The organism is Rugamonas sp. GW822-FHT03B10, assembly GCF_058801745.1.
The window spans coordinates 1-22877 of sequence record NZ_JBXANP010000014.1 but is presented as its reverse complement, the minus strand read 5'-3'; the positions used below and the strand labels follow the sequence as shown (position 1 = coordinate 22877).

Genomic DNA, 22877 nt, shown 5'->3' with positions numbered 1-22877 from the left:
ATGGATATCAATAAACGTACCATCCTGTGGATCGTGTTTGCCGTGTCGCTGGTAGTTCTCTGGAACAACTGGATGGTCTCCAATGGCAAGCCATCCATGTTCGCTCCGGCGCCAGCCCAGGTGGCCAAGGCCACGGACGCGAAGAAATCCGAACTGCCAGCCGTGGCCAGTGCCGCAGCTTCGGCCGCCGCCGCCACGCCGGGCGCGCCCGGCGCCGCCGGTGAAGCCGCGCCGTTCAAGAGCGAGCGCATCACCATCACCACCGATGTGATCCGCGCCGACATCGACACCCTGGGCGGCACCATCAAGCGCCTGGAATTGTTGAAGTACAAGGACGGCGTCGACCCGACCAAAAACCAGGTGCTGTTCGACACCGACGCCACCCACACCTATCTGGCCGAGACGGGCCTGATCGGCGCGGCCGGCCTGCCCAACCACACCACCGGCTTCACGGCACGCCCCGGCGCGCGCATGCTGAACGACGCCAACCAGGTGCAACTGGTGCTGGAGGCGGAGCAGGGCGGCGTCAAGCTGACCAAGACCTTCACCTTCAAGCGCGGCGACTACGTGATCGATGTGCGCCACGACGTCACCAACGTGGGCACGGCGCCCGTCAAGCCCGAGTTGTACCTGCAACTGGTCCACGACGGCAACAAGCCGGCCGGCGACTCCTACTTCAACAGCAGCTACACCGGCCCGACCATGTACACCGACGCCGACAAGTACAAGAAGCTGAAATTCGACGCGCTGGAGAAAGAGGCCCAGGAAGCGGTCAAGACCGGCAAGCCGATGGCGCAGGATCATCCGACCAAGGCCGACAACGGCTGGATCGCCATCTCGCAGCACTTCTTCGTGTCGGCCTTCGTCCCGCAGGACAAGCTGACGCGCGACATCTTCACCAAGAAGGTCGACACCAACCTGTACGCGATCGGCACCGTGCAGCCGCTGGGCACGCTGGCGCCCGGCGCCACCGTCTCGAACGACGCCAAGCTGTACTCGGGCCCGCAGGAATCGAAGCTGCTCGACAAGGTGACGCCCGGCCTGGAGCTGGTCAAGGACTATGGCTGGCTGACCATCATCGCCAAGCCCATCTTCTGGGTCATGCAGCAGCTGCACAAGGTGCTGGGCAACTGGGGCTGGACCATCATCGTGTTCACCATCCTGATCAAGCTGGCGTTCTTCCCGCTGTCGGCCGCCGGCTACCGCAGCATGGCCAAGGTCAAGCTGGTCACGCCGAAGATGCAGGCGATCCGCGAGCGCTACAAGGGCGACCCGGCCAAGATGAACCAGGCCACCATGGAACTGTACAAGGCCGAGAAGATCAACCCGCTGGGCGGCTGCCTGCCGATCCTGGTGCAGATGCCGGTGTTTATCGCGCTGTACTGGGTGCTGCAGGCGTCGGTGGAAATCCGCGGCGCGCCATGGATCGGCTGGATCCACAACCTGGCCGCGCCGGACCCGTTCTACATCCTGCCGGTGCTGTACGCGATCTCGATGTTCATCACCACCCGACTGAACCCGCAGCCGGCCGATCCGATGCAGGCCAAGATGATGATGTTCATGCCGCTGGCGTTCTCGGTCATGTTCTTCTTCTTCCCGTCCGGCCTGGTGCTGTACTGGGTGGTGAACAACGTGCTGTCGATCGGCCAGCAGTACGTGATCTCCAAGAAGTTCGCGCCCGCCGCCGCCAAGTAAGCGGCAGCCGCAGCAAAGAGCCCGCGCCGAGCGCGGGCTTTTTTCATTTTGAATAGACTAAAATCTCACCCCATGAACCTCGACTCCTCCCCCATCGCCGCCATCGCCACCGCACCGGGCCGGGGCGGCATCGGCGTCGTGCGCGCCTCCGGCAAGAACCTGCAGCCGCTGATCGCCGCGCTGTTCGGCGCCACCAGACTGCAGCCGCGCCACGCCACCTACATCCCGTTCACGCAGGCCGACGGCGCCATCATCGACCAGGGCATCGCGATCTGGTTCAAGGGCCCGCACTCGTACACGGGCGAGGACGTGCTGGAACTGCAGGGCCACGGCGGCCCCGTGGTGCTGCAACTGCTGCTGGCGCGCGTGCTGGCGGCGGGCGAGTCCATGGGTTTGCGGCTGGCCGAACCCGGCGAGTTCACGCGCCGCGCCTACCTCAACGACAAGCTGGACCTGGCCCAGGCCGAGGCCGTGGCCGACCTGATCGACGCCTCCACCGAGGCGGCCGCCAAGTCGGCCTCGCAGTCGCTGTCGGGCGCCTTCTCCAGGACCGTGAACGCGCTGGTGGACCGGGTGACGGGCTTGCGCATGCTGGTAGAGGCCACCCTCGATTTTCCCGAGGAGGAGATCGACTTCCTCGAAAAATCCGACGCGCGCGGCCAGCTGGCCGGCATCGTGGAGGCGCTCGACCAGGTGTTCCGCCAGGCGGCGCAGGGCGCGCTGCTGCGAGAAGGGCTCAACGTGGTGCTGGCGGGGCAGCCCAACGTGGGCAAGTCGTCGCTGCTGAACGCGCTGGCCGGATCGGAGGTGGCGATCGTCACGCCGATCGCCGGCACCACGCGCGACAAGGTCAGCGAAACCATCCAGATCGAAGGCATCCCGCTCAACATCATCGACACGGCCGGCATCCGCAGCACGGAGGAGGCGGTGGACCTGGTGGAGCGCATCGGCATCGAGCGCACGTGGGCGGAAGTGGGCAAGGCCGACGTGATCCTGCACCTGCTGGACGCCGACCATGGCCCGTCGCGCGCCGATGAGGCCATCGTGGCCGCGTTCCCGTCCGGCGTGCCGGTGCTGCGGGTGTGGAACAAGATCGACCTGTCCGGCCACAAGCCCGGCGTCGACGCGCGCGACGACGCCACCCACGTCTACCTGTCGGCCCACGAGCACACGGGCATCGACCTGCTGCGGGCGGAACTGCTGCGCATCGCCGGCTGGCAGCAGACGGGCGAATCGCTCTATCTGGCGCGCGAGCGGCACCTGATCGCGCTCAAGAACGCGGGCGCCCACCTGGCCCGCGCCGGCGAGCACGCGGCGCAGGACGACCAGTCGCTGGACCTGTTCGCGGAGGAATTGCGGCTGGCGCAGGCGCAGCTGTCGAGCATCACGGGCGCGTTCTCGTCGGATGATTTGCTGGGGGTGATCTTCAGCCGGTTCTGTATCGGCAAGTAGCGGGTGAACCGATCATTCGTCATTCCCGCGCAGGCGGGAATCCATGCCGCGCCTCCCGTCATGCGGTCTATGGGTTCCCGCCTGCGCGGGAACGACGCGAGCATGGACTCAAACAAGCGATAGATCGCGCGGCGCGACGCCGCTGAACACCTGCGACAATTGGGCGCCCTGCAGCACGTCCGCCAGCCGGTTCAGGAAACCCGAGCGGTAGTCGCGCCTGCCCGTCAGCGGCTGGCCCATTTCGATGCTGTCCTGGGTTTCGAAGTGGCTGCGCGAGAGGTCGTCGATGCCGGCGAACGGAATGAACGCGGCCTGGCCGGCCTGGAACAGCGGATAGATGCTGTCGCGCAGAGCCGGGTGCAGGCCCCAGTTGGCATCGAGCGGCAGCGCCGTGTTGAGTTCGGCGCCGGGGCGGGCGATGGCGATGTTGGGGCGCGATTCGTAATAGAACTGGCTGGCCACGGGCACCAGCAAACTGGTGGCGTCGTAGCCGCCGCGCAGGAACACGAACAGCAGGCGCGCGTCCGCGTTGGGGCTGGCCCACAGTCGCGTGCCGGCGGCGGCCAGCGGCAGGGCGGCGAGTTGGCGCAGGGCGGTGCGGCGGTCCATGGCGGCTCCTTCAGCGATACATCATCTCGGGCGCGGACAGCAGGAAGCTGTTCCACTCCTGCGGCGAGGTGGCTTGCTCCAGCGCGTGCCGCGAGCCGGCGGCAAGGCGGCTTTCGATCGACTGGTAGTACAGCGCGTTGGCCAGTTGGGGGAAGGCCGGCCGCTCCTGCGGTTGCGGTCCTTCCGTCTTGAACAGACCCGCGTTGCCGGTGCCGATGGCGCGCGCGATCTCGAAACGCACGTTGAGCTGGCCGGGGCTGTCCCACGCGGAGGCCGTGAGCGGATAGCCGTCGGGCGTCTGCTTGCCATACAGCGGGTCCATGCGGCCAGGCCATGGGCGCGCACGGCGCGCATGTCGGCGTCGTTCAGCCCCCAGGTCAGGCGGTTGAGCGCGCGGCCATCGTCCGCGACGTTGGCCGCGACGCTGACCGGGACCGGGGGCACGGCGGCGCAGCCGGTCAGCATCAACAGGCAAAGGCAGATTTTCCTCATGCGCACACTCTACCGCGTGTTGTTGTTGTGCTGTGATGCAACGATTTGTAACGTCCCGAGGGGGCAAAAGTGGCTGCTTTGTTACTTGCACGGTTGGTCTGGTGTGAATTTGATCTGCGTCAATCAATCGGTTGAGCTGGCTCTGTATAACTCTGAGGTAGCTCTTGCAAATGCGCAACTACCACTGCGCCGCTTGCAGGGTGTGCCGTTCCTGTCCTGGCAGGCGGGCGCCCCCGCCTGCCAGACCCTCGTCGTACCGACATACTGGAGGACCACGTGAACATCGCCCGCTTCCTTTCCCCGCACTTTATCCGGCGCCACCATCTGGCGGCGCTGCTGCTGATCCCGCTGCTATATGGCCCCCATGGCGCCCGCGCCTTGCCGGCCTTCGCCCGCCAGACCGGGCAGAACTGCGTCGCCTGCCACGCCGGCGGCCAGTTCCCGGAACTGACCAGTTACGGCCGCCTGTTCAAGATGACCGGCTATACCATCGGCAGCCGGGCGGTGCCGTTGTCGGCCATGGGGGTGTTCAGCTACACCAAGAGTTCCTCGCCGACCGACGACGCGGCCTTCGCCAAGGACGCCGCCGCGCTGTTCCAGACCGGCAGCGTGTTCGTCGCCGGCAAGGTCACCGAGAACGTGGGCGTGTTCGCGCAGGCGACCTACAACAATTACGACAGCCAGAATCCCGACAGCGGCAAGTGGCAGGGCAAATGGGGCTCGGACAACATCGAGGTGCGGTATGCGGACCGCCTGATCGACGCCAACCGTGACCTGATCCTGGGCCTGACCGTCAACAACAACCCCTCGCTGGCCGATCCCTGGAACAGCGCGCCGGCCTGGATGCAGTACGTGCCGACCCAGTTCGGCGTGACCGGCCCCGATGCTGCGCCCATCGTGTCCCAGCTGGGCGCGCAGGCCGCCGGCGTCGCCGCCTACGCGTTCTGGAACCAGACCCTCTATGCGGAACTGGCCGGCTATCAAACGGCCAACGGCATCTGGTCCTTCCTCAGCCAGGGCACCAAGAACCCCGATCAGGTCAAGCTGCAAGGCACCAATCCGTATCTGCGGCTCGCGCTCAGCCACGATTGGGGGCCGCACAGCGCCATGGTCGGGGTGATGGCGATGCACGCCAACCTCTACCCGGACAATCTGGACCCGACCGGCCCCACGATCCATTATCGCGACCGCGGTGTCGACGCCCAGTACCAATACCTGCTCGATCCGCACGCGGCCACGCTGCAACTGAGCTACATCGCCGAATCGATCGACAATGGCGACGTGGCCGGCATCGCGGCCAATCCCGGCAACCAGCTCAAGCAATTGAAAGTCAAAGGCAGCTATGTGTACCGGGCACGCTACGGCGGCAGCCTCAGTTACTTCAGCACCACGGGCAGCTCCGATGCGACCTTGTATCCGGACGCCGCCAGCAATCCCGACACGCGCGGCTGGGTGCCCGAGGTGTTCTGGACGCCGGTGCAATACCTGCGCGTCGGTGCGCAGTATTACCACTTCAATCGCTTCCACGGCGCCACCGCGAACTACGATGGTGCGGGACGTAATCCGAGCGGCAACAACACCTTGTTCGTCTACCTCTGGGGAGCATACTGATGATCGCCTTCTCGTCCTTGCGCCCGGCTGCGGGCGCCACGCTGGCGTTGACGCTGGCCGCCGGCCTGGCCGCTTGCTCCTCGGTGGAGCGCTCGCGCTCGCTGAGCGATGCGAACGTGTCGGCCCGTACCATCGCCACCCAGGTCTGCTCGAACTGCCATGGCGTGCAGGGCGTGTCGACCTCGCCCAACTTTCCCCATCTGGCGGGACAATCGCCGGCCTATCTGGAGGCGCAGTTGAGGGCGTTCCGGGGCCATGGCCGCTCCGACCCGGCCGGCTTCGAATACATGTGGGGCATCAGCGCCAGGCTGACGGACCAACAGATCGCCGGCCTCGGCAGTTATTACGCCGAGCAGCCGGCCGCCAGCGGGCGCTCCAGCAACGCCACGCTCGAGCAGCGGGGGCAGGCCATTTTCGCCAACGGCGTCAGCGGCAACGGCGTGCCGGCCTGCGCGTCGTGCCACGGCGCCCGCGGCGAAGGCATGGGGGCGTTCCCGCGCCTGGCCGGCCAACATGCCGACTATGTGGCGAAGCAGCTGGCGGTGTTCCAGCGCACGGAGCAGCGCCCGGAAGGCGCCGTCATGAAGACGGTTGCCCATGCGCTGAGCCAGGATGACATTACCTGCCTGTCCTTGTATGTCGCGTCCATCAAGCCCGGTGGCTGAGCGCGATCCTGCCACGGCGGCGATGTTCCCGCGCCGCCGTGGCGCCGCCCGGACTTGTGTCCCCCCGTCATTTTCCATGTTGCAATACGTTGTTTCTTGGTATTTTTGATACCAGAAACTCCAACACTTCCGGCTTTGTAGTAACCTCATCATCGTGGGAATGGTTCTGGATGGAAATGAAAGTAGGTTGGCTGTAATGCTCCCGTCACACGCGGGTTGCTGGACTGGGATTGCACGGATGAGGGAACGATCGACACCATCGCGCTGGACGGGGCTGCTCGCCCCGCTGTTGCTGTTGCTGGCGCTGGCCGGCTGCAGCGATGACGGCCAGGCGCCGGCCGCGCCATCGGCGGGCGCGGCGCCCACCACCATCACGGCCCTGGTGTGGGCGCCCGACTGGCCCAAGGAAATGCACGACGTGGCGGCCGCGTTCACCCGCGAGCATCCCGACATCCGCGTCGATGTGCAATTCATGATCGGCAATTCGGTCGAGGAGAACCTCAAGCCCAAGGTGGCGGCCAACCAGTTGCCCGACCTGATCTCGGTGAACCCGAACGCCTACGCGGCCAGCCTGGCCGAGCAGGGCGTGCTGGCCGACGTGGGCCGGACGGCCGCCTGGAACAACATGCTGGACCTGCTCAAGCCGGACTGGACCAGCGTCGGCGGCAAGCACTTCGGCGTGGCCGGCGGCGTGGCCGCCACCGTCATCTTTTACAACAAGGCCATGTTCCGCGACGCCGGCATCAGCCGTCTGCCGCAGAACTTCGACGAGTTCCTGGCCGTGTGCGCCCAGCTCAAGAAAGCCGGCCACACGCCGCTGGTGCTCGATGGCGCCTTCCCCAACATGCTGGGCAACGGCCCGTTCAGCCACGGCTTCGCCAACCTGGTGGCGGCCAACCGGCCGGACTGGCGCCAGGCGCTGGCCGACGGCAGCCTGGACCTGGACACGGCCGCCGCCGCCGACATCTTCGCCCGCATCAAGCTGCTGGCCGCGCGCGGCTGCGTGCAGCCCGATTATCTGAACACCGGCTACGACGAGGGCATCCGCCTGTTCACGGCCGGGCGCGCCGCCATGGCGTTCGAGGGCACGTGGGCGGCCGGCCGGCTGATGGTGGGCAAGCGCGACGAGGTCGGCGTGTTCGTGCCGCCCTGGAATGCGGCCGGCAAGCAGGCCGTGCCCGTGGTCGGCAGCGAGACGGGATTCGCCGTCTGCAACACGCGCCACCAGGCGGCCGCCATGCAGTTGCTGGACTACCTGGTCGGCAAGGGTTTCGTCATCCAGCAGAACGCGCGCCGCAACATCCCGCCCATGAAGCAGTTGCCGGGCCGGATGGTGACCGATCCCCAGATCACGGCCTACATCCGCGAAGTGACCGCCTATCCGCAGGTGGTGCCGCCGTATTATGTGTTCCTGCCCGCGTCCACCATCGAGCTGCTGCACCCGTTGCTGCAGGACGTGTTGGCCGACAAGACCTCGCCGCGCGATGCGGCCCGTCAGCTCGACCGTTCGCTGCGCGCCGAGGCGCGCGGCGGCGCCCGCTGACGCCGCCACCGGGAGCCGCATGAGACGCCTGATCGCCCTGTACCTGCCTGCGCTGCTGCGCAAGATCGCCATCCGCTACCGCCTGCTGGCGTCGTTCATCCTGATCTCGCTCACGCCGCTGCTGGTGTCGGGCTACATCTCCTATGCCGAGTCGAGCAAGGCCATCGAGCAGAAGACCCGCTTGTTCACCACCGAGGTGGTCAAGCAGATCGCCAAGAATGTGCAGCTGCGCATGACGGAGATCGAGTCGGACAGCGAGACGCTGGTGTTGTCCGATGCCGTGCAGTCGGCGCTGGCCCGCTATGCGCTCGACAATCCCGAGGACAAGGGCCGGGCCCGTGCGGCCCTGACCAAGATCCTGCTCGACAGCTACGGCTCGTTCCAGGACTTCGGCCAGAAGTATTTCCTCGACCGCGACAACCGCGTGCTCGACCCGCAGGTGTTCGCCCAACTGGGGCGCGGCGTGGTGGAGTTCAGCGCCGCCGCCCGCGCCAGCCAGCGCCGCGTGGTGTGGGGCGCGCTGGAACTGTGGGACGGCCAGAAGAGCATCGCCATGGTGCGCCAGATCTACTCGAAGAACGACAACCGCCTGATGGGCGGCCTGTTGCTCGGGGTGCGCGCGGCCCGCTTCGCCGCCATCTTCGACAACGCCAGCCTGGGCGCGGGCAGCGACATCTTCGTGCTCGACGCGCGCGACGGCACGCCGCTGGTGCAGCGCCGCGAACGGGCCGCCGGCGTGTCCGTCGCGCCGGCCTTGCTGGAACAACTGGCCGCCAGCCTGCGCGGCGGCGAGCAGACCGGCTTCCTGGCCTACCAGCAGACGGTGGCCGACGGCCATCCGCCGGCCGGCTACTTCGCCGTCTACGCCCAGGTGCCCAACACCAGCTGGTACGTGGTGAGCACGCTGCCCAACCAGTTGCTGCTGGCCGAGGCGCAGGCCGTGCGCAAGGAGATCGTGCTGATCGGCCTGATCTGCTTCTGCGGCGCGCTGGTGCTGGCCTATGTGGTGGCGCGCAGCATCTCGATGCCGCTCGAACGGCTGGCCGGCGCCATGCGCGCCACCCGCACCGGCGACTACGGGCAGCGCGTCGAGTACGAGGGCAGTGACGAACTGGCCCTGCTGTCGGAGAAGTTCAACGAGATGGCGGCCAATATCAGCCAGACCCACGAGCAGCTCGAGAGCCGGGTGGCCGAGCGCACGCGCGACCTGGAACAGGCCAACCTCAAGCTGGCGGCCCTCACCATGACGGACCCGCTGACGGGCATCGCCAACCGCCGCCGCTTCGACGACATGCTGGCCTCGGAGCTGCACCGGGCGGCCCGCTGCGCCCATCCGCTGGCGCTGCTGATGATCGACGTCGATTTCTTCAAGAGCTACAACGACCACTACGGCCACCAGGAGGGCGACAGCTGCCTGCGCAAGGTGGCCGCCCTGCTGCAGACGCACGCGCGCCGCGCCAGCGACCTGGCGGCCCGCTACGGCGGCGAGGAATTCGTCATGCTGGCGGCCGACACCGACGCCGACGCGGCGCTGGCGCTGGCCGAGCAGGTGCGCCAGGCGCTGGAGTCGCTGCACCTGCCGCATGCGCTGTCGCCCATCGGCTGGGTCAGCATCAGCGTCGGCGTGGCGGTGCAGGTGCCCGACGAGCTGCAAACGCCGGAGATGTTCCTGCGCATGGCCGACAAGGCCATGTACCGGGCCAAGGAGCAGGGCCGCAACCAGGTGGTGCTGGCCGGGCGCAAGTGAGCGGCGCGGGCCCCGGCGGCTATCGGCGGCGCTGTTCCCATTGAAAAATATTTTCGTTCCGGCATCCCCGGCGCGCCCTGGTTGTGCAGGGGCTGCGCACTGTGCGCGGCGTCGGATTTTTGCCGATTCGCCGGACCAGGCGGTGGCCCGGAAGCTGTTATGATAGGTCACAACGCGGGGCCGTTTGCGCATGATCATGCCCGCCGACTTCCGCTGACGTAACCTGCTGGTAGACCTGCGTACTGCCGCGAAAGGAGGGAGCCTTGGAACCGAAATCAGACAGCGTGCCGGATGACGGGGCCGAGCGCCCGCCGCCCTCGCTTTCCCCCGCCGCGCGGGCGCGCCAGCTGTTGCCGCCCAAAGGCGCCTGCTGGTATTGCGACAAGCCGCTCGACAGCGTGCGCCGCTTCTGCGGCAAGGAATGCGCGGACGCGTTCGACGAGGAAAAGGAATACACGCGCTAAGCGCGCTTCCGTGCGGCGCGCGCCGGCGCCGTTATCGCTGATGCGCGAGCGCCGCCAGCGCCGCTTCGAAGTCGAACAGGTGGGCGGCGGCGGCCACCTCCTGGTAGCGTTCCACCCCCAGCCGGACGGCCAGCGCCGAGGCCGACTGCTCCAGCACGTCGATCGCGGCGCCATCGCCGAGGTCGAGCAGGTGGGCCAGCCGGTCCAGCAACGCCGCGTCGGCCAGCGTCGCGTCCGCGGGCGCCACCGCGGCGGGCGTTGCCGCGTCCATGCCGCTGAGCACGGTGTCGATGGCGGCCAGCAGGCCGTCCAGCGCGTCCGCCAGCAACATCACCGTTTCAGCGCAGGCCGCCGCCGGCAGGTGGCAGGCCGGTTCCAGCGCCGTGGCCAGCTGGCACACGGGGCCGGCGCCTATCATGCCGGCCGCGCCGCGCAGCGTGTGCACGCGGTGCCGCAGCGTGGCCAGGACATCGCCGGCCAGCGCCTGGCGCAACTGCCGACCCAGGCCGCCGTAGTCGTCGCGGAAGCGGCGCAGCAATTGCAGGTACAGCACCCGGTCGCCCATCACCCGCTCCAGCCCCTCGTCCACGCACAGGCTGTCCGCCACGCCGGGGGCGGGGCGCGGGCTTGCTACGCAGGGGTTCGTCATGGCGCGCCGGGGGACGGTGGACGGTCGGTCGTGGGCGGAACGGCGCGCGCTAGCGCGTCGTGAACGACCAGCTGCGCGACAGCGGCACGCCATCGACGGCGCCGCTGAACGTGACGTCGTAGGTGGTGCCCGATTGCAGCACGGCCAGCGGCACGATGGCGGCGGCCGAGGTGGGCGTTTCCGCATCGGTCGCATGGCTGAGCAGGCGCGTGGCCAGCGGCGCGCCGCCGCGTGGCTGGATGGTGAAGCGCTGCACCGTCATGGTGGTCGTGATGTCGGCGTGCATGCTGACCGGATAGCCCACCTCGTTCAGGTCGGGCACGGGGTCCGGCGTCTCATTGTTGCTCATGAAGCTGGTCGGCACCTGGGTCTGGCCATTGACGGGATAGCCTACGGCGCGGCCGCCGCCCAGGCCGATTCCATAGCCGTTGTTGGCCGCCATGTCGCACGTGAAATAGGAATAGTTGCCGCTCGCGAGCGCCGCGCCCGTGCCCATTTCCTTGAAGACGGGCTCGAACATGACGAAGCGGTGGTAGATGGCCGTCACCAGCTCCTCCGCCAGCACGAAGCCGGAGGTGCTGGCGGTGGCGGAAATGATCTCGCCGTAAGCATAGGGCCGCACCAGCACGTAGCCGGCGCTGGCCAGCCGGTCGGCCAGCGTGGCGCCGGTGAAGCCGGGCAGGCCGGGGGTCTGGATATGGGTGACCGTGTTGTTGAGGCGCTGGTAATCGGCGTGGCCCTGGGCCGCCGTGGTCAACATGCTGTTGCGCGACAGGACGTCCACGCCCAGCTGGGCGCGCCGGAAGTTGATCCAGTTGAAGCCATCGAGCGCCGCGTCGCCGGAGAGCGCGGGCGCGCCCGGCTCGGCCGGCAGGTTGCTGCTGCTGGCCGGTGGCGCGTTGCTGGCGCTGCTGCCGCCACCGCCGCCGCCGCAGCCGGCCAGCGCCATCAGCAACGCCAGCGCCAGCGCCTGACCGGGCGCCGCGAACGAAAGATGCCAACGTGAACGGCTGTGCATGAAGAACTCCTGTGTCGTTATCGGGGCCGACGCTGGGACCAGCCCGCTTATGCGTCGATTCTAAGGCAACTCGGGCCGCGCCGCACCCGGTATGCGCAATGCCGTGCGCGGGGCAGGCTGCCGCGCGGCGGCGGCGCGGGTTAAAATAGCCCGCCGCCATCGGGGCGGCGCTCCCTCGTCGTTTTTTCTGGAATGCGCCTGATTTGACTTCTTTACCACACCGTCCGCGCCTGCAGCGCGCCAAGTTCGCCCTGCCCAGTTTCGTCACGTTGCTGTCGATCGCCTGCGGCTTCGGCAGCATCGTCATATCCGTCGACAACGCCTTCATCGGCAACGCCCACGACTACCGCCTGGCCGCCGTGCTGCTGGTGCTGGCCGGCGTGTTCGACGCGCTCGACGGCATGGTGGCGCGCGCCACCGGCACCAGCTCCGACTTCGGCATGCAGCTCGACTCGATCGCCGACGTCATGAACTTCGGCTGCGCGCCCGGTTTGCTGCTGTACTGCTATGGTTTCGTGCAGCTCGGCGCGCACCAGCCCACGCTGCTGCGCCTGGGCGGCATGGCCAGCTTCTTCTTCGTCGCCTGCGGCGCCTTGCGCCTGGCCCGTTTCAACGTCAACGTGGGCCGCACCGACCCGCGCTACTTCGTCGGCATCCCCATCACGGCCGGCGCGGCCTGCGTGGCGTCGGTGGTGGTGGCCTGGCCCGCCCCGCCCGCCGGTCCCTGGCAGGCGGCCGGGCTGGCGCTGCTGCTGTTCGCCGTCGGCGGCCTGATGGTGTCGACCATCCGCTTCCCCAGCACCAAGCAGAAGAAAAGCAAGGCGGCGCTGCTGCTGTTGCTGGCCAACCTGGCCCTGCTGGCCTGGCTGCAGACGGTGTTCTTCGTGCTGTTCTTCGCCGTCTACATCGGCGCCACGCTGGCCCTGAACGTGGCCTGGAAGCTGGGCTGGCGCGGCATCGCCCCGCCCGCCGTCTACAACGATTGAAGAGCACAACCGGGGTCAGGTCATACCATCACGCAACTTGCGTGGCGGCATGACCTGACCCCGGTTTGTTGTTTGCCTCAGGCCACCTCGTGCCCGCGCGCGGCGCGCAGGATCTCGAACCACTGGCTGCGGTCCAGACTGAACTGGGTGGCGCGCACGGCGTCGACGATGGCCTCGATGCGCCCGCTGCCCGTCAGCGGCAGCGGCCGCGACGGCAGTTGCATGATCCACGCGAACACCACGCTGGCGAACGGCTGACCCAGTTCGTCGGCGATGCGCTGCACCACGGCGCGCACGCGCGCGCCGGCGGCGTCGCCGCCGCTGAACAGGCGGCCGCCGGCCAGCGGCGACCACACCATCGGGCGCACGCCCACGTCCTGCAGGCCGTCGAAGGTGTCGTCGAACAGCGGCGCCACATGCAGCGGCGAACATTCGACCTGGTTGGTGGCCAGCGGCACGCGCCGGTTCAGGCACTCGAACTGGTGCCGGCTGAAGTTGGAGACGCCGAAGTGGCGCACCTTGCCCTGCAGCCGCAGCCGGCTGAAGGTGCCGGCGATCTCGTCGAAGTCCATCAGCGGGTCGGGCCGGTGGATCAGCAGCAGGTCCAGGTAGTCGGTGCCCAGCGCACGCAGCGATTGCTCGACCGAGGCCGTGATGTGGCTGGCGCTGGTGTCGTAATGCTGGATGGTGTGGCCGGGCCGCGCCGGCGACACCAGTTTGATGCCGCACTTGCTCACCAGTTGCATGCGGCCGCGCAGCGATGGCTGCAGGGCCAGCGCCTCGCCGAACAGGGCCTCGACCCCATAGTCGCCGTAGATGTCGGCATGGTCGAAGCTGGTCACGCCCAGCGCCATGCAACGCTTGATCAGGCTCAGACGCTGCTGCGGCGTCAGGTTCCAGTCCCCCATGCGCCACATGCCGGCCACGATGCGCGACAGCGTGGGGCCGTTGGGGCTGGTGACGATGGCGGGGCAAAGCAGACCGGCAGGCGGTTCATAGTTCATGGCGGGCTTTCGGGCGGTGGACGGGAAGGGACTAAGTTCCATTTTGCAAGTAGTACTGTTACACGACTGCCCGTCGCCGGCAGCACATTTTGCCCTATGGCGACCTCGACCGTTGCAAGCGCCGCATCGCGCGCATGCGCCGGATAAAACAAAAGTCCGCCGAAGCGGACTTTTGTTGGTCGGCGGTGCGGCCGCTTATTTCAGCCAGAGGCGTATCGAATCCCAGGCGCGGCCGAAGATGGAGGCCTGGTTCACCGGTTCCAGCGCCACCACGGGCAGTTCCAGCAGCGGCTTGCCGTCGACCATCATCTTGAGCGTGCCGACGCGGCTGTTCTCGGCCAGCGGGGCCACCAGCGGGTCCTTCCGTTCGAGCAGCGGCTTCATCTTGCCGGCCACGCCCTTGGGCACGGTCACCAGCACGTCGTTCGGGAAGCCGATCTTGACGCTGCCCTTGGAACCCTTCCAGATCTCCGGGGTGGCGATGGCCTGGCCCTTCGAGTACAGCTTGACCGTGTCGAAGTTCTGGAAGCCCCAGTTGAGCAGCTTCTGGCTTTCCTGGGTGCGCGCGCTGTCGGAGTTGGTGCCCAGCACGACGGCGATCAGGCGGCGCTCGCCGGCGCCGTTGGGGCGGTGCGCCGAGGCGATCATGCAGTAGCCGGCGGCCTCCGTGTGGCCGGTCTTCATGCCGTCCACGGTCGGGTCCAGCCACAGCAGGCGGTTGCGGTTCTGCTGGGTGATCTTGTTGTAGGTGAAGCTCTTGACCGAGTCGATCTTGTAGAACTCGGGGTAGTCGAGGATCACGCGCTTGGCCAGCACCGACAAGTCCTGCGCCGTCGAGTAGTTCTCGGGGCTGGGCAGGCCGTGCGGGTTGGCGAAGTGGGTCGAGGTCAGGCCCATGCGCTGCGCCTCGCGGTTCATCATCACCACGAAGGCGGACTCGTCGCCGGCCACGGCCTCGGCCAGGGCCACGGCCGCGTCGTTACCCGATTGCACCATCAGGCCGTACAGCAGGTCGTTGACCTTGACCGGGGTGGCCGGGTCGATGAACATCTTCGAGCTGCTCGAATCGACCTTCCACGCGTGGGTCGAGACGTTGACCATCTGGTTCAGGTCCAGCTTCTTGTCCTTGACGGCGGCGAAGGTCAGGTAGGCCGTCATGATCTTGGTCAGCGAGGCCGGCTCGATGCGGGCGTTGGGGTCCTGCGAGGCGATGATCTGGCCGCTGGTGGCGTCCAGCAGCAGCCACGATTTGGCGGCGATGGTGGGGGGCGGCAGCGTCTGGGCGACGGCGGCGGTCATCATCAACACACTGGTGGCCAGTGCGGCGAATAATTTTTTCATGTTGCCTGGGTATCTGTTGGGGATGTGAGTTGGGGGCGGGCCGCCCGAAAAATTGCAGCGGCCATTATAGGGCTTACGCCGCGCCGGCGGTGTCCTGTTCCGGCCGCGTGCGCCACAACTGGCTGACCCAGCCTTTGATGTGCTGCAGCTTGCGGTGGAAGAAGTGGTCGGCGCCGGGGATCACGATCACGGGCAGGTCCTGCGGCCGGGCCCAGTCGAACACGTCCTTCAGGGGGATGGTCTCGTCCAGCTCGCCGTGGATGACGATGGTGTCGGCCGGCACCTTGGCCACGTCCCACTTGCCGGCCGCCGTGCCGATCATGACCAGCCGCTCGGCCGGGGTGCCGGCCGCCACCAGCTGTTCCTGCAGGCGGCCCATCACGAAGGTGCCGAACGAGAAGCCGGACAGGGCCACCGGCAAGCCCGGGTAGCGTTGCTGCATGTATTGCAGCAGCACGGCCATGTCGTCGGTCTCGCCGTGGCCGTGGTCGTGCTCGCCCTCGGAGGCGCCCACGCCGCGGAAGTTGATGCGGGCCGCTACGTAGCCGAGGCCGACGAAGGTGCGGGCCAGGGTCTGGGCCACCTTGTTGTCCATGGTGCCGCCGTACAGCGGGTGCGGGTGGGCCACCAGCGCGATGCCGCGCGGGGCCTGCTTGGGGAAGTCGATCAGGCCTTCCATCAGCCCGGCGCCGCCGGGCAGCGTGAATTTTTCAGAGTTCTTGTTCATACCATTCGGAGGGTTCAGATTTTCAGACGGTCGACCACCTTGCCGTTGACCAGGTGGCTGTCGACGATCTCGTCGATGTCGGCCGTGTCGACATAGGTGTACCACGTGCCTTCGGGATAGACCACCAGCACCGGGCCTTCATCGCAGCGGTCCAGGCAGCCGGCCTGGTTGATGCGGACCTTGCCGGCGCCGTTGATGTCCAGTTCCTTGCAGCGCTTCTTGGCGTGCTTCTGGGCCGCGATGGCGTTGTGGTCGCTGCAGCAGGGGCGGCCGTCGTCGCGCTGGTTGACGCAGAAAAACACGTGGCGTTTGTAATACAGGTCGTCGCTCATGGCAATCTCGTGTGGGTTGGCGTTGGTTGGCAGCCGCTATGATACCCGCGATCGCGGCCCGATGCGGGCCGCCGTCACGCGCGTTGCCGGCCGTGCGCGGGCAGCCACAGGTACCAGACCGTGAAGAACGGCCACAGCAGCGACAGGAACTGGGCCGCGCCGTTGAAGTTGAGGAACTTCCCTTGCACCCAGGTCTGCAGCGTGGCGACGAAATACGGGTTGGCCGGGGTGGTGTTGACGATGAGCAGGCTCAGCAGCAAGGTCAGGGCCGCCAGCCGGCGCTGCGCCACGTGCGGCGCGAAGGCCAGGCCGGCCAGCATGATGGCGCCGATCAGCAAGCCGCCCTCGGCGCCCGGCGTGACCCACACGAACGCGTTCTCGGGCGAGAACAGCAGCGCCGTGGCCAGCGCCTTGACGACGACGGCGGCGCCCACCAGCGCCGCCAGCAGCGCGGCGCGCGGCGCCGGGCGCCGTAGCAGGCACAGCAGCGTGAGCGCGGCGCCCACCATGCCGCAGGCCGTGATGATGGTCTCGGACAGCCAGTACTGTTCCACCGTCAGCGTGGCCACGGGCCGCACCCAGGCGCCCAGGTCGATGTCCGCGTCCAGCAGCTCGGACAGCCATTCGGACAGGATGGGCAGCAGCTGGCCGTGGCCGAACAGGAAGCTTTGCGGGTAGATCTGCGCCAGCGGCCACATGGCCAGCAGCACCAGGCCCTGGCTGGCCTGCGGCGCGAACCAGCGCCGGCGCAGCCGGTACAACTGGCTCTGGTCGAGCAGGCGGCGCACGGTGAGCACGCCGATCAGCGCGCCCAGGCTGCAGCCGGCCGCGTTGGTGTAGAAGTCCAGGTTGGACGAGACGCGGCTGGGCAGGTAGGTCTGCACGGCCTCCATCAGGCCCGACAGCAGCACGCCGCTGGCGCTGGCCAGCAGCCAGGCGGCCAGCCGCGTCGCGCGCGGATACAGCGCGTACACCATCAGCGTGCCGAGCGGGATGTAGCCGGCCACGTTGGTGATGGCGTCGAACTTGGTCCAGTAATGCGGCAGCTCGACATGTTCGAGGAAGATCAGCGGCGACAGGCCGTGGTTCTGCCAGCCCGAGAACGGATACCAGCTGGCGTACACGATCAACAGCACGTAGGCCAGCAGCGCCGCGCGCGCCAGCGCGGAGCTGCGGCCCGGCGTGGGCCGGTGCGCCGGCACGGGCGGGTCGGTTTGCTGCGTCATTGCGGCGGCAGCGTGGCCAGCCACGCCAGCAGGTCGGCGGCCAGCGCGTCGCTGGCGTCGGCCAGCGCGCGCGCGCCGCCGGCCGCGTCGGCGCTCGGCGCCGGGCTGCTGCGCTGGAAGGTGCGCTGGTCCACCAGCCGGTGGTTGCGGAACAGCGAGGCGCGCACGGCCAGCGCGCCGCTGCTCTCGGTGGCGCTGGCGAAGTTCTGCGTGAAGTCGTCCAGTTCCAGCCGCAGCATGGGCGCGCCGCTGCCCACGTCGGTCGAGGCCAGCACCTTGACGCCGGCCTGCGCCAGGCGCGCCTTGACGCGCTGGGTCAGCAGCTGGGGCGGGGTGCTGGTCCACTGGTTGTAGGCGTAGGGGCGGGCCTGGCGCGCGTCCGCGTACAGCAGCCGGTATTGCATGCGTTCCGAGTCGAGCGCGGGCGGACCGTCCACGTCGGCCACGATCAGGGCCGGCAGCGGCGCCGGCGGCGCGGCGCCGGCCGCCTGCGGCAGCGGGCCGAAGTCGTACAGGGTGGTGGCGGTGCGGCCGCCGCCGCTGGCGCAGGCGCTCAGCAGCAGCGGGGCGGCCAGTGCGGCCAGTGCCGCCAGTCGGGAAAGGTTGGTCATCGCGGGGCTCCTCATTTGGCCGGCGCCGTGAAGCCGTCTTCGCCGGGGCCGGGCGGGGTGCCGGGCGCGCCGAACAGCAGGCTTTGCGGACGTTCATTGAGCTTGTTCATGGTGTTCTTCACGGCCCGCATCGACGAGCGCGATTCGTCGGTGAGCGCGATCACGTGCGGCAGCGCGTCCATCTCGATGCCGCTGGTGACCGCTTCCACCGACAGGCCGACCCGGTCCGCCGTGCCGCTCAGTCGCGCCAGCGGGCCGTCGGGCGCCTGCAGGCTGGTGGTCAGGCGGCGCGCGTCGGTGGCCAGCGCGGTGACCGATTGCAGCGCGCCCTGGGCCTGGTCGGCCAGCGCGGGCAGGCGCGCGATGGTCGGCTGCAGTTGCTCGGGCAGGGCGCCGTAGGCCTTGGCGGCGGCGCTGATGTCGCTGAAGGCCGACAGCATGACGCGCTGGTTGGCGGGACTGAGCAGGGCGTTCAGGCGGTCGGCCGCCTGCTCGGCCTGCGACAGGATTTGCTTGCCCCGCTTCTCCAGCTGGTCGAACAGGCCGGGGCGCAGCGGAATGCGGGTGGGGTTGTCGGCATTGGTGCCCAGCAGCGGCGAGCCGACCTTGTCGTCGTCGAGCTGGACGTAGGCGATCCCGGTCACGCCCTGGTAGCCGAGCGTGGCGAAGGTGGTTTTGGTGATGGGCGCGTCCGGATTGATGCTCAGGGTGACGAGGATCTGGCCCGTCACCTTGGGATCGAAGCCGATGCTGGCCACCTTGCCCACCTGCAGGCCACGGTAGCGCACCTGCGCCTGCGGGTTCAGGCCCGGCACGGGCTGGGAGGTGGCCAGCTGGTAGGGGACGCGCTCGATGCGGTCGCGGTTGAACCAGAGGCCGAACAGCACGGCCGCGATCACCAGCGTGATCGTGAAAAAGCCTGTCATGAGTGCGTGCGATCTGTTTTCCATGGATGCTCCGATGCGTGTTCAGTGTCCCGTGGCCGGCGCGCCCTTCGGCTGCGGCGGGGACGGGTCAAGCGCTTCCAGCGCGCGGCGGCCACGGTCGCCCAGGAAGAACTGTTTGATAAACGGGTGGTCGATTTTCAGCAGCTCGTGCGTGGGGCCGATGGCGATCACGTGTTTTTCGGCCAGCACGGCGATGCGGGTCGAGAGCGCGAACAGCGTGTCCAGGTCGTGGGTGACCATCACCACCGTCAGCCCCAGTTCGCGGTGCAGCGATTTGATCAGCGCGACGAAGCTCTCCGACAGGTCGGGGTCGAGCCCGGCCGTCGGTTCGTCCAGGAACAGCAGCCGCGGCTCCAGCGCCAGCGCGCGCGCCAGCGCCACCCGCTTGACCATGCCGCCGGACAGGTCGGACGGCATCTTGTCCGCGTGTTCCGGGCCCAGGCCGACCATGTTCATCTTCAGCAGCACCACGTCGCGCACCAGGTCCTCCGGGATCTTGTGCAGTTCGCGCAGGGGTTGGGCGATGTTCTCGAACACGGTGAGGGCCGAGTACAGCGCGCCCTGCTGGAACAGCATGCCCCAGTGGTTGCGCAGCTTCTGCAACTGCCTTGCGTCGACTTCGCTGATGTCCTCGCCGAACACGCGCACGCAACCGCGCGCCGGGCGTTCCAGTCCCAGCATCTGGCGCAGCAGCACCGTCTTGCCGGTGCCCGAGCCGCCGACGATGGACAGGATCTCCCCCGCCTGTATCGCCAGGTTCAAGTCCTGGTGCACGACGGTGCGGCCGAATTTGGTCCACAGGCCCGTGATCTCCACCACCGGCACGCTGCCATCGAGTTTCAGCACGCCGGTGTTGGGCGCGCCGCAGTTGGAGGTGGGGGCTGGCAGGTTCTCGTCCATCAGTACCCCACGCCGTTGAACATGATCGCGAACACGGCGTCGGCCAGGATCACGACGGTGATGGCGGTGACCACCGAGGTGGTGGTGCCGCGCCCCAGGCTTTCCGTGTTGGGCTTGATGCGCAGGCCGAAGTGGCAGGCCACCAGCGCGATCAGCATGCCGAACACGGCGCCCTTGCCCAGGCCGATCATGTAGTTCGCCAGCGGCACGGCATCCGGCAGCTTTTGGATGAAGTAGTACGGCGACAGGTGCAGTTCGACGTTGGCCGACACCATGCCGCCGATCAGCGCCATGACGTCGGTCCAGATCACCAGCAGCGGCATGCAGACGGCCAGCGCGATCACCTTGGGCAGGATCAGGCGGAAGCCATGCGAGATGCCCATCACCAGCATGGCGTCCAGTTCCTCCGTGACCCGCATCACGCCCAGTTGCGCCGTGATCGAGGAGCCGGAGCGGCCGGCCACCAGGATGGCCGCCAGCAGCGGCCCCAGTTCGCGGATGATACTCATGCCGAGCAGGTTGACCAGGTAGATGTCGCCGCCGAAATTGCGCAGCTGCTGGGCGGACAGGTAGGACAGCACCACGCCGATCAGGAAGCCGACCAGCGCAGTGATGCCCAGCGCCTGCGGGCCGGCGTGATAGATGTTGGCCGAGATCTCGCGCCATGGGCCGCGCAGCGGGTGGCGCGCGAAGCGGACCGCATCCTGCGTGACGGAACCGACCAGGGAGATCATGCCGCGCAGGTGCGCGAAGAACTTCATCATCGCGAAGCCGAGCACCATCACGGAGGTCAGGCGCTGCTTGCGCGGGGTGTTCAGTTCCAGGTTGCCGGCCGTCTCCAGCCGCTTGAAGAATTCCTCCTGTCCCGGCGCCAGCCGCAGCGAGGCGGGACGGGTCTTGCCCCAGGCGTTCCACAGTAGCTGGGCGCCGATGTGGTCCATGCTGTCGATGGCCGTCAGGTCCCATTTGATCGGGCCTTTGTCCTTCAGCGTATTGAGCTGGCCGGTGAGCGTATGCATCGCATGGCCCAGCGCGAGCGCGTGGACTTGCCAGGTGCCGGCAGCGGTGGCGGCGCCGGAATCGAGAGTGAGGGTGGGCTCTGGGACGGAGGGCATGACGCCAGTTTAAGGGAGTTTGGACGGGACCGCCACCGCTGTGGGCTGCCGTCCCGGGATGTGTCAGGCCGCCAGGTGGCGCGCCTGGCGTTGCGGCGCCGCTGTTTCGGCCCGTGCCGCCGGTGTATTGGCGGCGGCCGGCTTGAGGCGTGAACCCGATTCGTTGCGGCCCGCGTAGTCGCTGGCCAGCAGTGCGTCGGCGGCCGCCTTGCTCATGCCGCGCGTCTGCAGCCATGTCGCCACCAGTGCGGCCAGCCGGTCGAGCGCGATGCGGTGGGTGGCGTCCGTGTTCGCATACAGCCAGTCGGAGAAGGCCATGAAGTTTTCGAACGCCGCGTCGCCCAGCAGCACCGGCAGTGTGTGCGCGAAGCGGCCCGAGTTGGCCACCAGGTCCCAGTAGCGGGCGAAGCGCACCAGGCGCTGCATGGTGGGGAAGTCGATGTGCTTGTTGGCCAGGATGGTGTAGGGCGCGTAGGGTTCGAACACGAGGCCGTATTCTTCCGTATGGCGGATGATGGGCGTGCCGCGCAGCCGTTTCAGGATGCCGAACTGGATCTCGTGCGGCTGGAGCGACCACAGATGGTTGAAGCCGCGCGCGAAGCTGGCCACGTCCTCGCCGGGCAGGCCGGCGATCAGGTCCACGTGCATGTGGGCGTGCGACTGGGTGGTCAGCCAGCGGATGTTGTCGGCCGCCTTCTGGTTGTCCTGCTTGCGGCTGACGAGGGTTTGCACCTCGGGGTTGAAGCTCTGGATGCCGATCTCGAATTGCAGCGCGCCGGGCGGGAATTTGCTGATGCCTTCCTTGAGCGCGTCGGGCAGGTGGTCGGGCACCAGCTCGAAGTGGGCGTAGACCGGGTCGTCGGGATGGGCGGCCAGCTTATCGAGGAAGAACTGCATGATCCGCAGGCTGGTCTTGATGTTCAGGTTGAAGGTGCGGTCGACGAACTTGAACAGGCGCGCGCCGCGCGCGTGCAGCGTTTCCAGCTCCGCCAGGAAGGTGTCCAGGTTGAAGGGCCACGCCGTTTTGTCCAGGGCAGACAGGCAGAACTCGCACTTGAACGGGCAGCCGCGCGATGCTTCCACATAGATGGTGCGGTTCTTGATGTCGTCGTCGCTGTAGAGTGAGTACGGTAGCTTGATCTCGGCCATCGGCGGCTGGACGCCGGCATGGATCTTCATCAGCGGCTTGGGGCCGTTCAGGATTTCGCCGCACAGCTTGGGGAAAGTGACGTCGCCCCATCCGGTGATCAGGTAGTCTGCCAGCTGGACGAACTGCTGTTCGCCCGGCTCGTGCGACACCTCCGGTCCGCCCAGTACGACCACTACCTGCGGCGCCACGCGTTTGAGCATGGCGACGACCTTGGTGGTTTCTTCGACGTTCCATATATAGATGCCGAAGCCGACGATGCGCGGCTGGTGGGCCAGGATGCGTTCGACGATTTCGGTGGTCTTGGCGCCGATGACGAATTCCTGCAGTTTGGTCTGCTCCTGCAACGGCCCCATATTGGCAAACAGGTAGCGCAGACCCAGCGAGGCGTGGGTGTAGCGGGCGTTGAGGGTGGTGAGCAGGATGGTCATGACGGCAGTGCGGATCGGTGAAACCGCTATTTTACGCTGTCGGCCTTGCCAGCCACCCCGCCTGTTTGCTATAGTTCGCCTCCCCGCGAAACGGCGCGTGTAGTGCGAGTTGAGCGGGGCGAAAACGAGGGGTTGACGAGCTGCACGAAACACCGCATAATCTCA

The 22877-nt window shown here is 67.6% G+C and carries 21 protein-coding genes and 1 pseudogene; 8 read left to right on the top strand and 14 right to left on the bottom strand.

The window, feature by feature from the left end:
* On the top strand, positions 1 to 1695 hold the full coding sequence (yidC, locus tag AC1RQG_RS20135) for a membrane protein insertase YidC (protein WP_493133947.1): 1695 nt from the start codon (positions 1 to 3) through the stop codon (positions 1693 to 1695).
* Between the two features lie 72 nt (positions 1696 to 1767).
* Positions 1768 to 3147, top strand: a complete 1380-nt coding sequence (mnmE, locus tag AC1RQG_RS20130; protein WP_493133945.1) for a tRNA uridine-5-carboxymethylaminomethyl(34) synthesis GTPase MnmE — start codon at positions 1768 to 1770, stop codon at positions 3145 to 3147.
* A 147-nt stretch (positions 3148 to 3294) separates the two neighbouring features.
* Here the strand turns inward: mnmE and AC1RQG_RS20125 are convergent.
* Positions 3295 to 3756 (bottom strand): annotated as a pseudogene (locus AC1RQG_RS20125) (DUF1501 domain-containing protein); the annotation flags it as partial.
* 10 nt (positions 3757 to 3766) lie between these two features.
* The gene (locus AC1RQG_RS20120; RefSeq protein ID WP_493133943.1) at positions 3767 to 4078 is read right to left on the bottom strand and encodes a DUF1800 family protein; all 312 of its coding nucleotides are present in this window, start codon (positions 4076 to 4078) and stop codon (positions 3767 to 3769) included.
* Between the two features lie 446 nt (positions 4079 to 4524).
* On the opposite strand from AC1RQG_RS20120, the gene AC1RQG_RS20115 reads away from it, so the two are divergent.
* From AC1RQG_RS20115 to AC1RQG_RS20095, 5 genes are all read left to right on the top strand, one after another.
* Positions 4525 to 5859: a cytochrome C gene (locus tag AC1RQG_RS20115; RefSeq protein ID WP_493133941.1), complete on the top strand. Its 1335-nt coding sequence runs from the start codon at positions 4525 to 4527 to the stop codon at positions 5857 to 5859.
* Entirely contained in the window at positions 5859 to 6524 is a 666-nt protein-coding gene (locus AC1RQG_RS20110) for a c-type cytochrome (RefSeq protein ID WP_493133939.1), read from the top strand. Before AC1RQG_RS20115 ends, AC1RQG_RS20110 begins: the two co-directional genes overlap by 1 nt.
* 238 nt (positions 6525 to 6762) lie before the next feature.
* Positions 6763 to 8067 (top strand): ABC transporter substrate-binding protein, encoded by a 1305-nt coding sequence (locus AC1RQG_RS20105; RefSeq protein WP_493133937.1) that lies wholly within the window; start codon positions 6763 to 6765, stop codon positions 8065 to 8067.
* Between the two features lie 19 nt (positions 8068 to 8086).
* The gene (locus tag AC1RQG_RS20100; RefSeq protein ID WP_493133936.1) at positions 8087 to 9814 is read left to right on the top strand and encodes a GGDEF domain-containing protein; all 1728 of its coding nucleotides are present in this window, start codon (positions 8087 to 8089) and stop codon (positions 9812 to 9814) included.
* 263 nt (positions 9815 to 10077) lie between these two features.
* Complete coding sequence (locus AC1RQG_RS20095) at positions 10078 to 10278, top strand: hypothetical protein (protein WP_493133934.1); 201 nt, start codon at positions 10078 to 10080, stop codon at positions 10276 to 10278.
* Positions 10279 to 10309: 31 nt separating this feature from the next.
* On the opposite strand, the gene AC1RQG_RS20090 is transcribed toward AC1RQG_RS20095, so the two are convergent.
* Together AC1RQG_RS20090 and AC1RQG_RS20085 are read right to left on the bottom strand one after the other, a co-directional pair.
* Positions 10310 to 10927: an Hpt domain-containing protein gene (locus AC1RQG_RS20090; protein WP_493133932.1), complete on the bottom strand. Its 618-nt coding sequence runs from the start codon at positions 10925 to 10927 to the stop codon at positions 10310 to 10312.
* 49 nt (positions 10928 to 10976) lie between these two features.
* Positions 10977 to 11945: a CAP domain-containing protein gene (locus AC1RQG_RS20085; protein WP_493133930.1), complete on the bottom strand. Its 969-nt coding sequence runs from the start codon at positions 11943 to 11945 to the stop codon at positions 10977 to 10979.
* A 230-nt stretch (positions 11946 to 12175) separates the two neighbouring features.
* On the opposite strand from AC1RQG_RS20085, the gene pssA reads away from it, so the two are divergent.
* Positions 12176 to 12931 carry a CDP-diacylglycerol--serine O-phosphatidyltransferase gene (gene pssA, locus AC1RQG_RS20080; protein WP_493134085.1) on the top strand — a complete coding sequence of 252 codons (756 nt, stop codon included), beginning with the start codon at positions 12176 to 12178 and terminating at the stop codon, positions 12929 to 12931.
* A 77-nt stretch (positions 12932 to 13008) separates the two neighbouring features.
* Here pssA and AC1RQG_RS20075 read toward each other — a convergent pair whose 3' ends face one another.
* From AC1RQG_RS20075 to AC1RQG_RS20030, 10 genes are all read right to left on the bottom strand, one after another.
* Entirely contained in the window at positions 13009 to 13935 is a 927-nt protein-coding gene (locus AC1RQG_RS20075; protein WP_493133929.1) for an aldo/keto reductase, read from the bottom strand.
* Positions 13936 to 14130: 195 nt separating this feature from the next.
* Positions 14131 to 15276, bottom strand: a complete 1146-nt coding sequence (locus tag AC1RQG_RS20070; RefSeq protein ID WP_493133928.1) for a D-alanyl-D-alanine carboxypeptidase family protein — start codon at positions 15274 to 15276, stop codon at positions 14131 to 14133.
* Positions 15277 to 15349: 73 nt separating this feature from the next.
* A complete protein-coding gene (locus AC1RQG_RS20065) occupies positions 15350 to 16003 on the bottom strand; it encodes an alpha/beta hydrolase (RefSeq protein WP_493133926.1) in 654 nt (217 codons plus the stop codon).
* 14 nt (positions 16004 to 16017) lie between these two features.
* Complete coding sequence (locus AC1RQG_RS20060) at positions 16018 to 16335, bottom strand: (2Fe-2S) ferredoxin domain-containing protein (RefSeq protein WP_493133924.1); 318 nt, start codon at positions 16333 to 16335, stop codon at positions 16018 to 16020.
* Positions 16336 to 16409: 74 nt separating this feature from the next.
* Positions 16410 to 17561: a VanZ family protein gene (locus tag AC1RQG_RS20055; RefSeq protein ID WP_493133923.1), complete on the bottom strand. Its 1152-nt coding sequence runs from the start codon at positions 17559 to 17561 to the stop codon at positions 16410 to 16412.
* On the bottom strand, positions 17558 to 18172 hold the full coding sequence (locus AC1RQG_RS20050; RefSeq protein ID WP_493133921.1) for an ABC-type transport auxiliary lipoprotein family protein: 615 nt from the start codon (positions 18170 to 18172) through the stop codon (positions 17558 to 17560). Before AC1RQG_RS20050 ends, AC1RQG_RS20055 begins: the two co-directional genes overlap by 4 nt.
* A gap of 11 nt (positions 18173 to 18183) precedes the next feature.
* Positions 18184 to 19122, bottom strand: a complete 939-nt coding sequence (locus tag AC1RQG_RS20045; protein WP_493133919.1) for an MlaD family protein — start codon at positions 19120 to 19122, stop codon at positions 18184 to 18186.
* A gap of 18 nt (positions 19123 to 19140) precedes the next feature.
* Positions 19141 to 20019, bottom strand: coding sequence for an ABC transporter ATP-binding protein (locus AC1RQG_RS20040; protein ID WP_493133917.1), 879 nt, complete (start codon positions 20017 to 20019; stop codon positions 19141 to 19143).
* On the bottom strand, positions 20019 to 21134 hold the full coding sequence (locus AC1RQG_RS20035; protein ID WP_493133915.1) for an MlaE family ABC transporter permease: 1116 nt from the start codon (positions 21132 to 21134) through the stop codon (positions 20019 to 20021). Before AC1RQG_RS20035 ends, AC1RQG_RS20040 begins: the two co-directional genes overlap by 1 nt.
* A gap of 63 nt (positions 21135 to 21197) precedes the next feature.
* On the bottom strand, positions 21198 to 22712 hold the full coding sequence (locus AC1RQG_RS20030) for a B12-binding domain-containing radical SAM protein (RefSeq protein WP_493133913.1): 1515 nt from the start codon (positions 22710 to 22712) through the stop codon (positions 21198 to 21200).
* Between the last annotated feature and the right edge of the window lie 165 nt (positions 22713 to 22877).

Excerpts from the sequence above, each read along its gene's own strand:
- AC1RQG_RS20040 (WP_493133917.1), bottom strand. The coding sequence starts at position 20,019 with ATGGACGAGAACCTGCCAGCCCCCACCTCCAACTGCGGCGCGCCCAAC.
- AC1RQG_RS20100 (WP_493133936.1), top strand. The coding sequence starts at position 8,087 with ATGAGACGCCTGATCGCCCTGTACCTGCCTGCGCTGCTGCGCAAGATC.
- AC1RQG_RS20075 (WP_493133929.1), bottom strand. The coding sequence starts at position 13,935 with ATGAACTATGAACCGCCTGCCGGTCTGCTTTGCCCCGCCATCGTCACC.
- yidC (WP_493133947.1), top strand. The coding sequence starts at position 1 with ATGGATATCAATAAACGTACCATCCTGTGGATCGTGTTTGCCGTGTCG.
- AC1RQG_RS20050 (WP_493133921.1), bottom strand. The coding sequence starts at position 18,172 with ATGACCAACCTTTCCCGACTGGCGGCACTGGCCGCACTGGCCGCCCCG.
- AC1RQG_RS20055 (WP_493133923.1), bottom strand. The coding sequence starts at position 17,561 with ATGACGCAGCAAACCGACCCGCCCGTGCCGGCGCACCGGCCCACGCCG.
- AC1RQG_RS20060 (WP_493133924.1), bottom strand. The coding sequence starts at position 16,335 with ATGAGCGACGACCTGTATTACAAACGCCACGTGTTTTTCTGCGTCAAC.
- AC1RQG_RS20085 (WP_493133930.1), bottom strand. The coding sequence starts at position 11,945 with ATGCACAGCCGTTCACGTTGGCATCTTTCGTTCGCGGCGCCCGGTCAG.
- AC1RQG_RS20110 (WP_493133939.1), top strand. The coding sequence starts at position 5,859 with ATGATCGCCTTCTCGTCCTTGCGCCCGGCTGCGGGCGCCACGCTGGCG.
- AC1RQG_RS20090 (WP_493133932.1), bottom strand. The coding sequence starts at position 10,927 with ATGACGAACCCCTGCGTAGCAAGCCCGCGCCCCGCCCCCGGCGTGGCG.
- AC1RQG_RS20065 (WP_493133926.1), bottom strand. The coding sequence starts at position 16,003 with ATGAACAAGAACTCTGAAAAATTCACGCTGCCCGGCGGCGCCGGGCTG.
- AC1RQG_RS20045 (WP_493133919.1), bottom strand. The coding sequence starts at position 19,122 with ATGGAAAACAGATCGCACGCACTCATGACAGGCTTTTTCACGATCACG.
- AC1RQG_RS20070 (WP_493133928.1), bottom strand. The coding sequence starts at position 15,276 with ATGAAAAAATTATTCGCCGCACTGGCCACCAGTGTGTTGATGATGACC.
- AC1RQG_RS20030 (WP_493133913.1), bottom strand. The coding sequence starts at position 22,712 with ATGACCATCCTGCTCACCACCCTCAACGCCCGCTACACCCACGCCTCG.
- AC1RQG_RS20035 (WP_493133915.1), bottom strand. The coding sequence starts at position 21,134 with ATGCCCTCCGTCCCAGAGCCCACCCTCACTCTCGATTCCGGCGCCGCC.
- AC1RQG_RS20120 (WP_493133943.1), bottom strand. The coding sequence starts at position 4,078 with ATGGACCCGCTGTATGGCAAGCAGACGCCCGACGGCTATCCGCTCACG.
- AC1RQG_RS20105 (WP_493133937.1), top strand. The coding sequence starts at position 6,763 with ATGAGGGAACGATCGACACCATCGCGCTGGACGGGGCTGCTCGCCCCG.
- mnmE (WP_493133945.1), top strand. The coding sequence starts at position 1,768 with ATGAACCTCGACTCCTCCCCCATCGCCGCCATCGCCACCGCACCGGGC.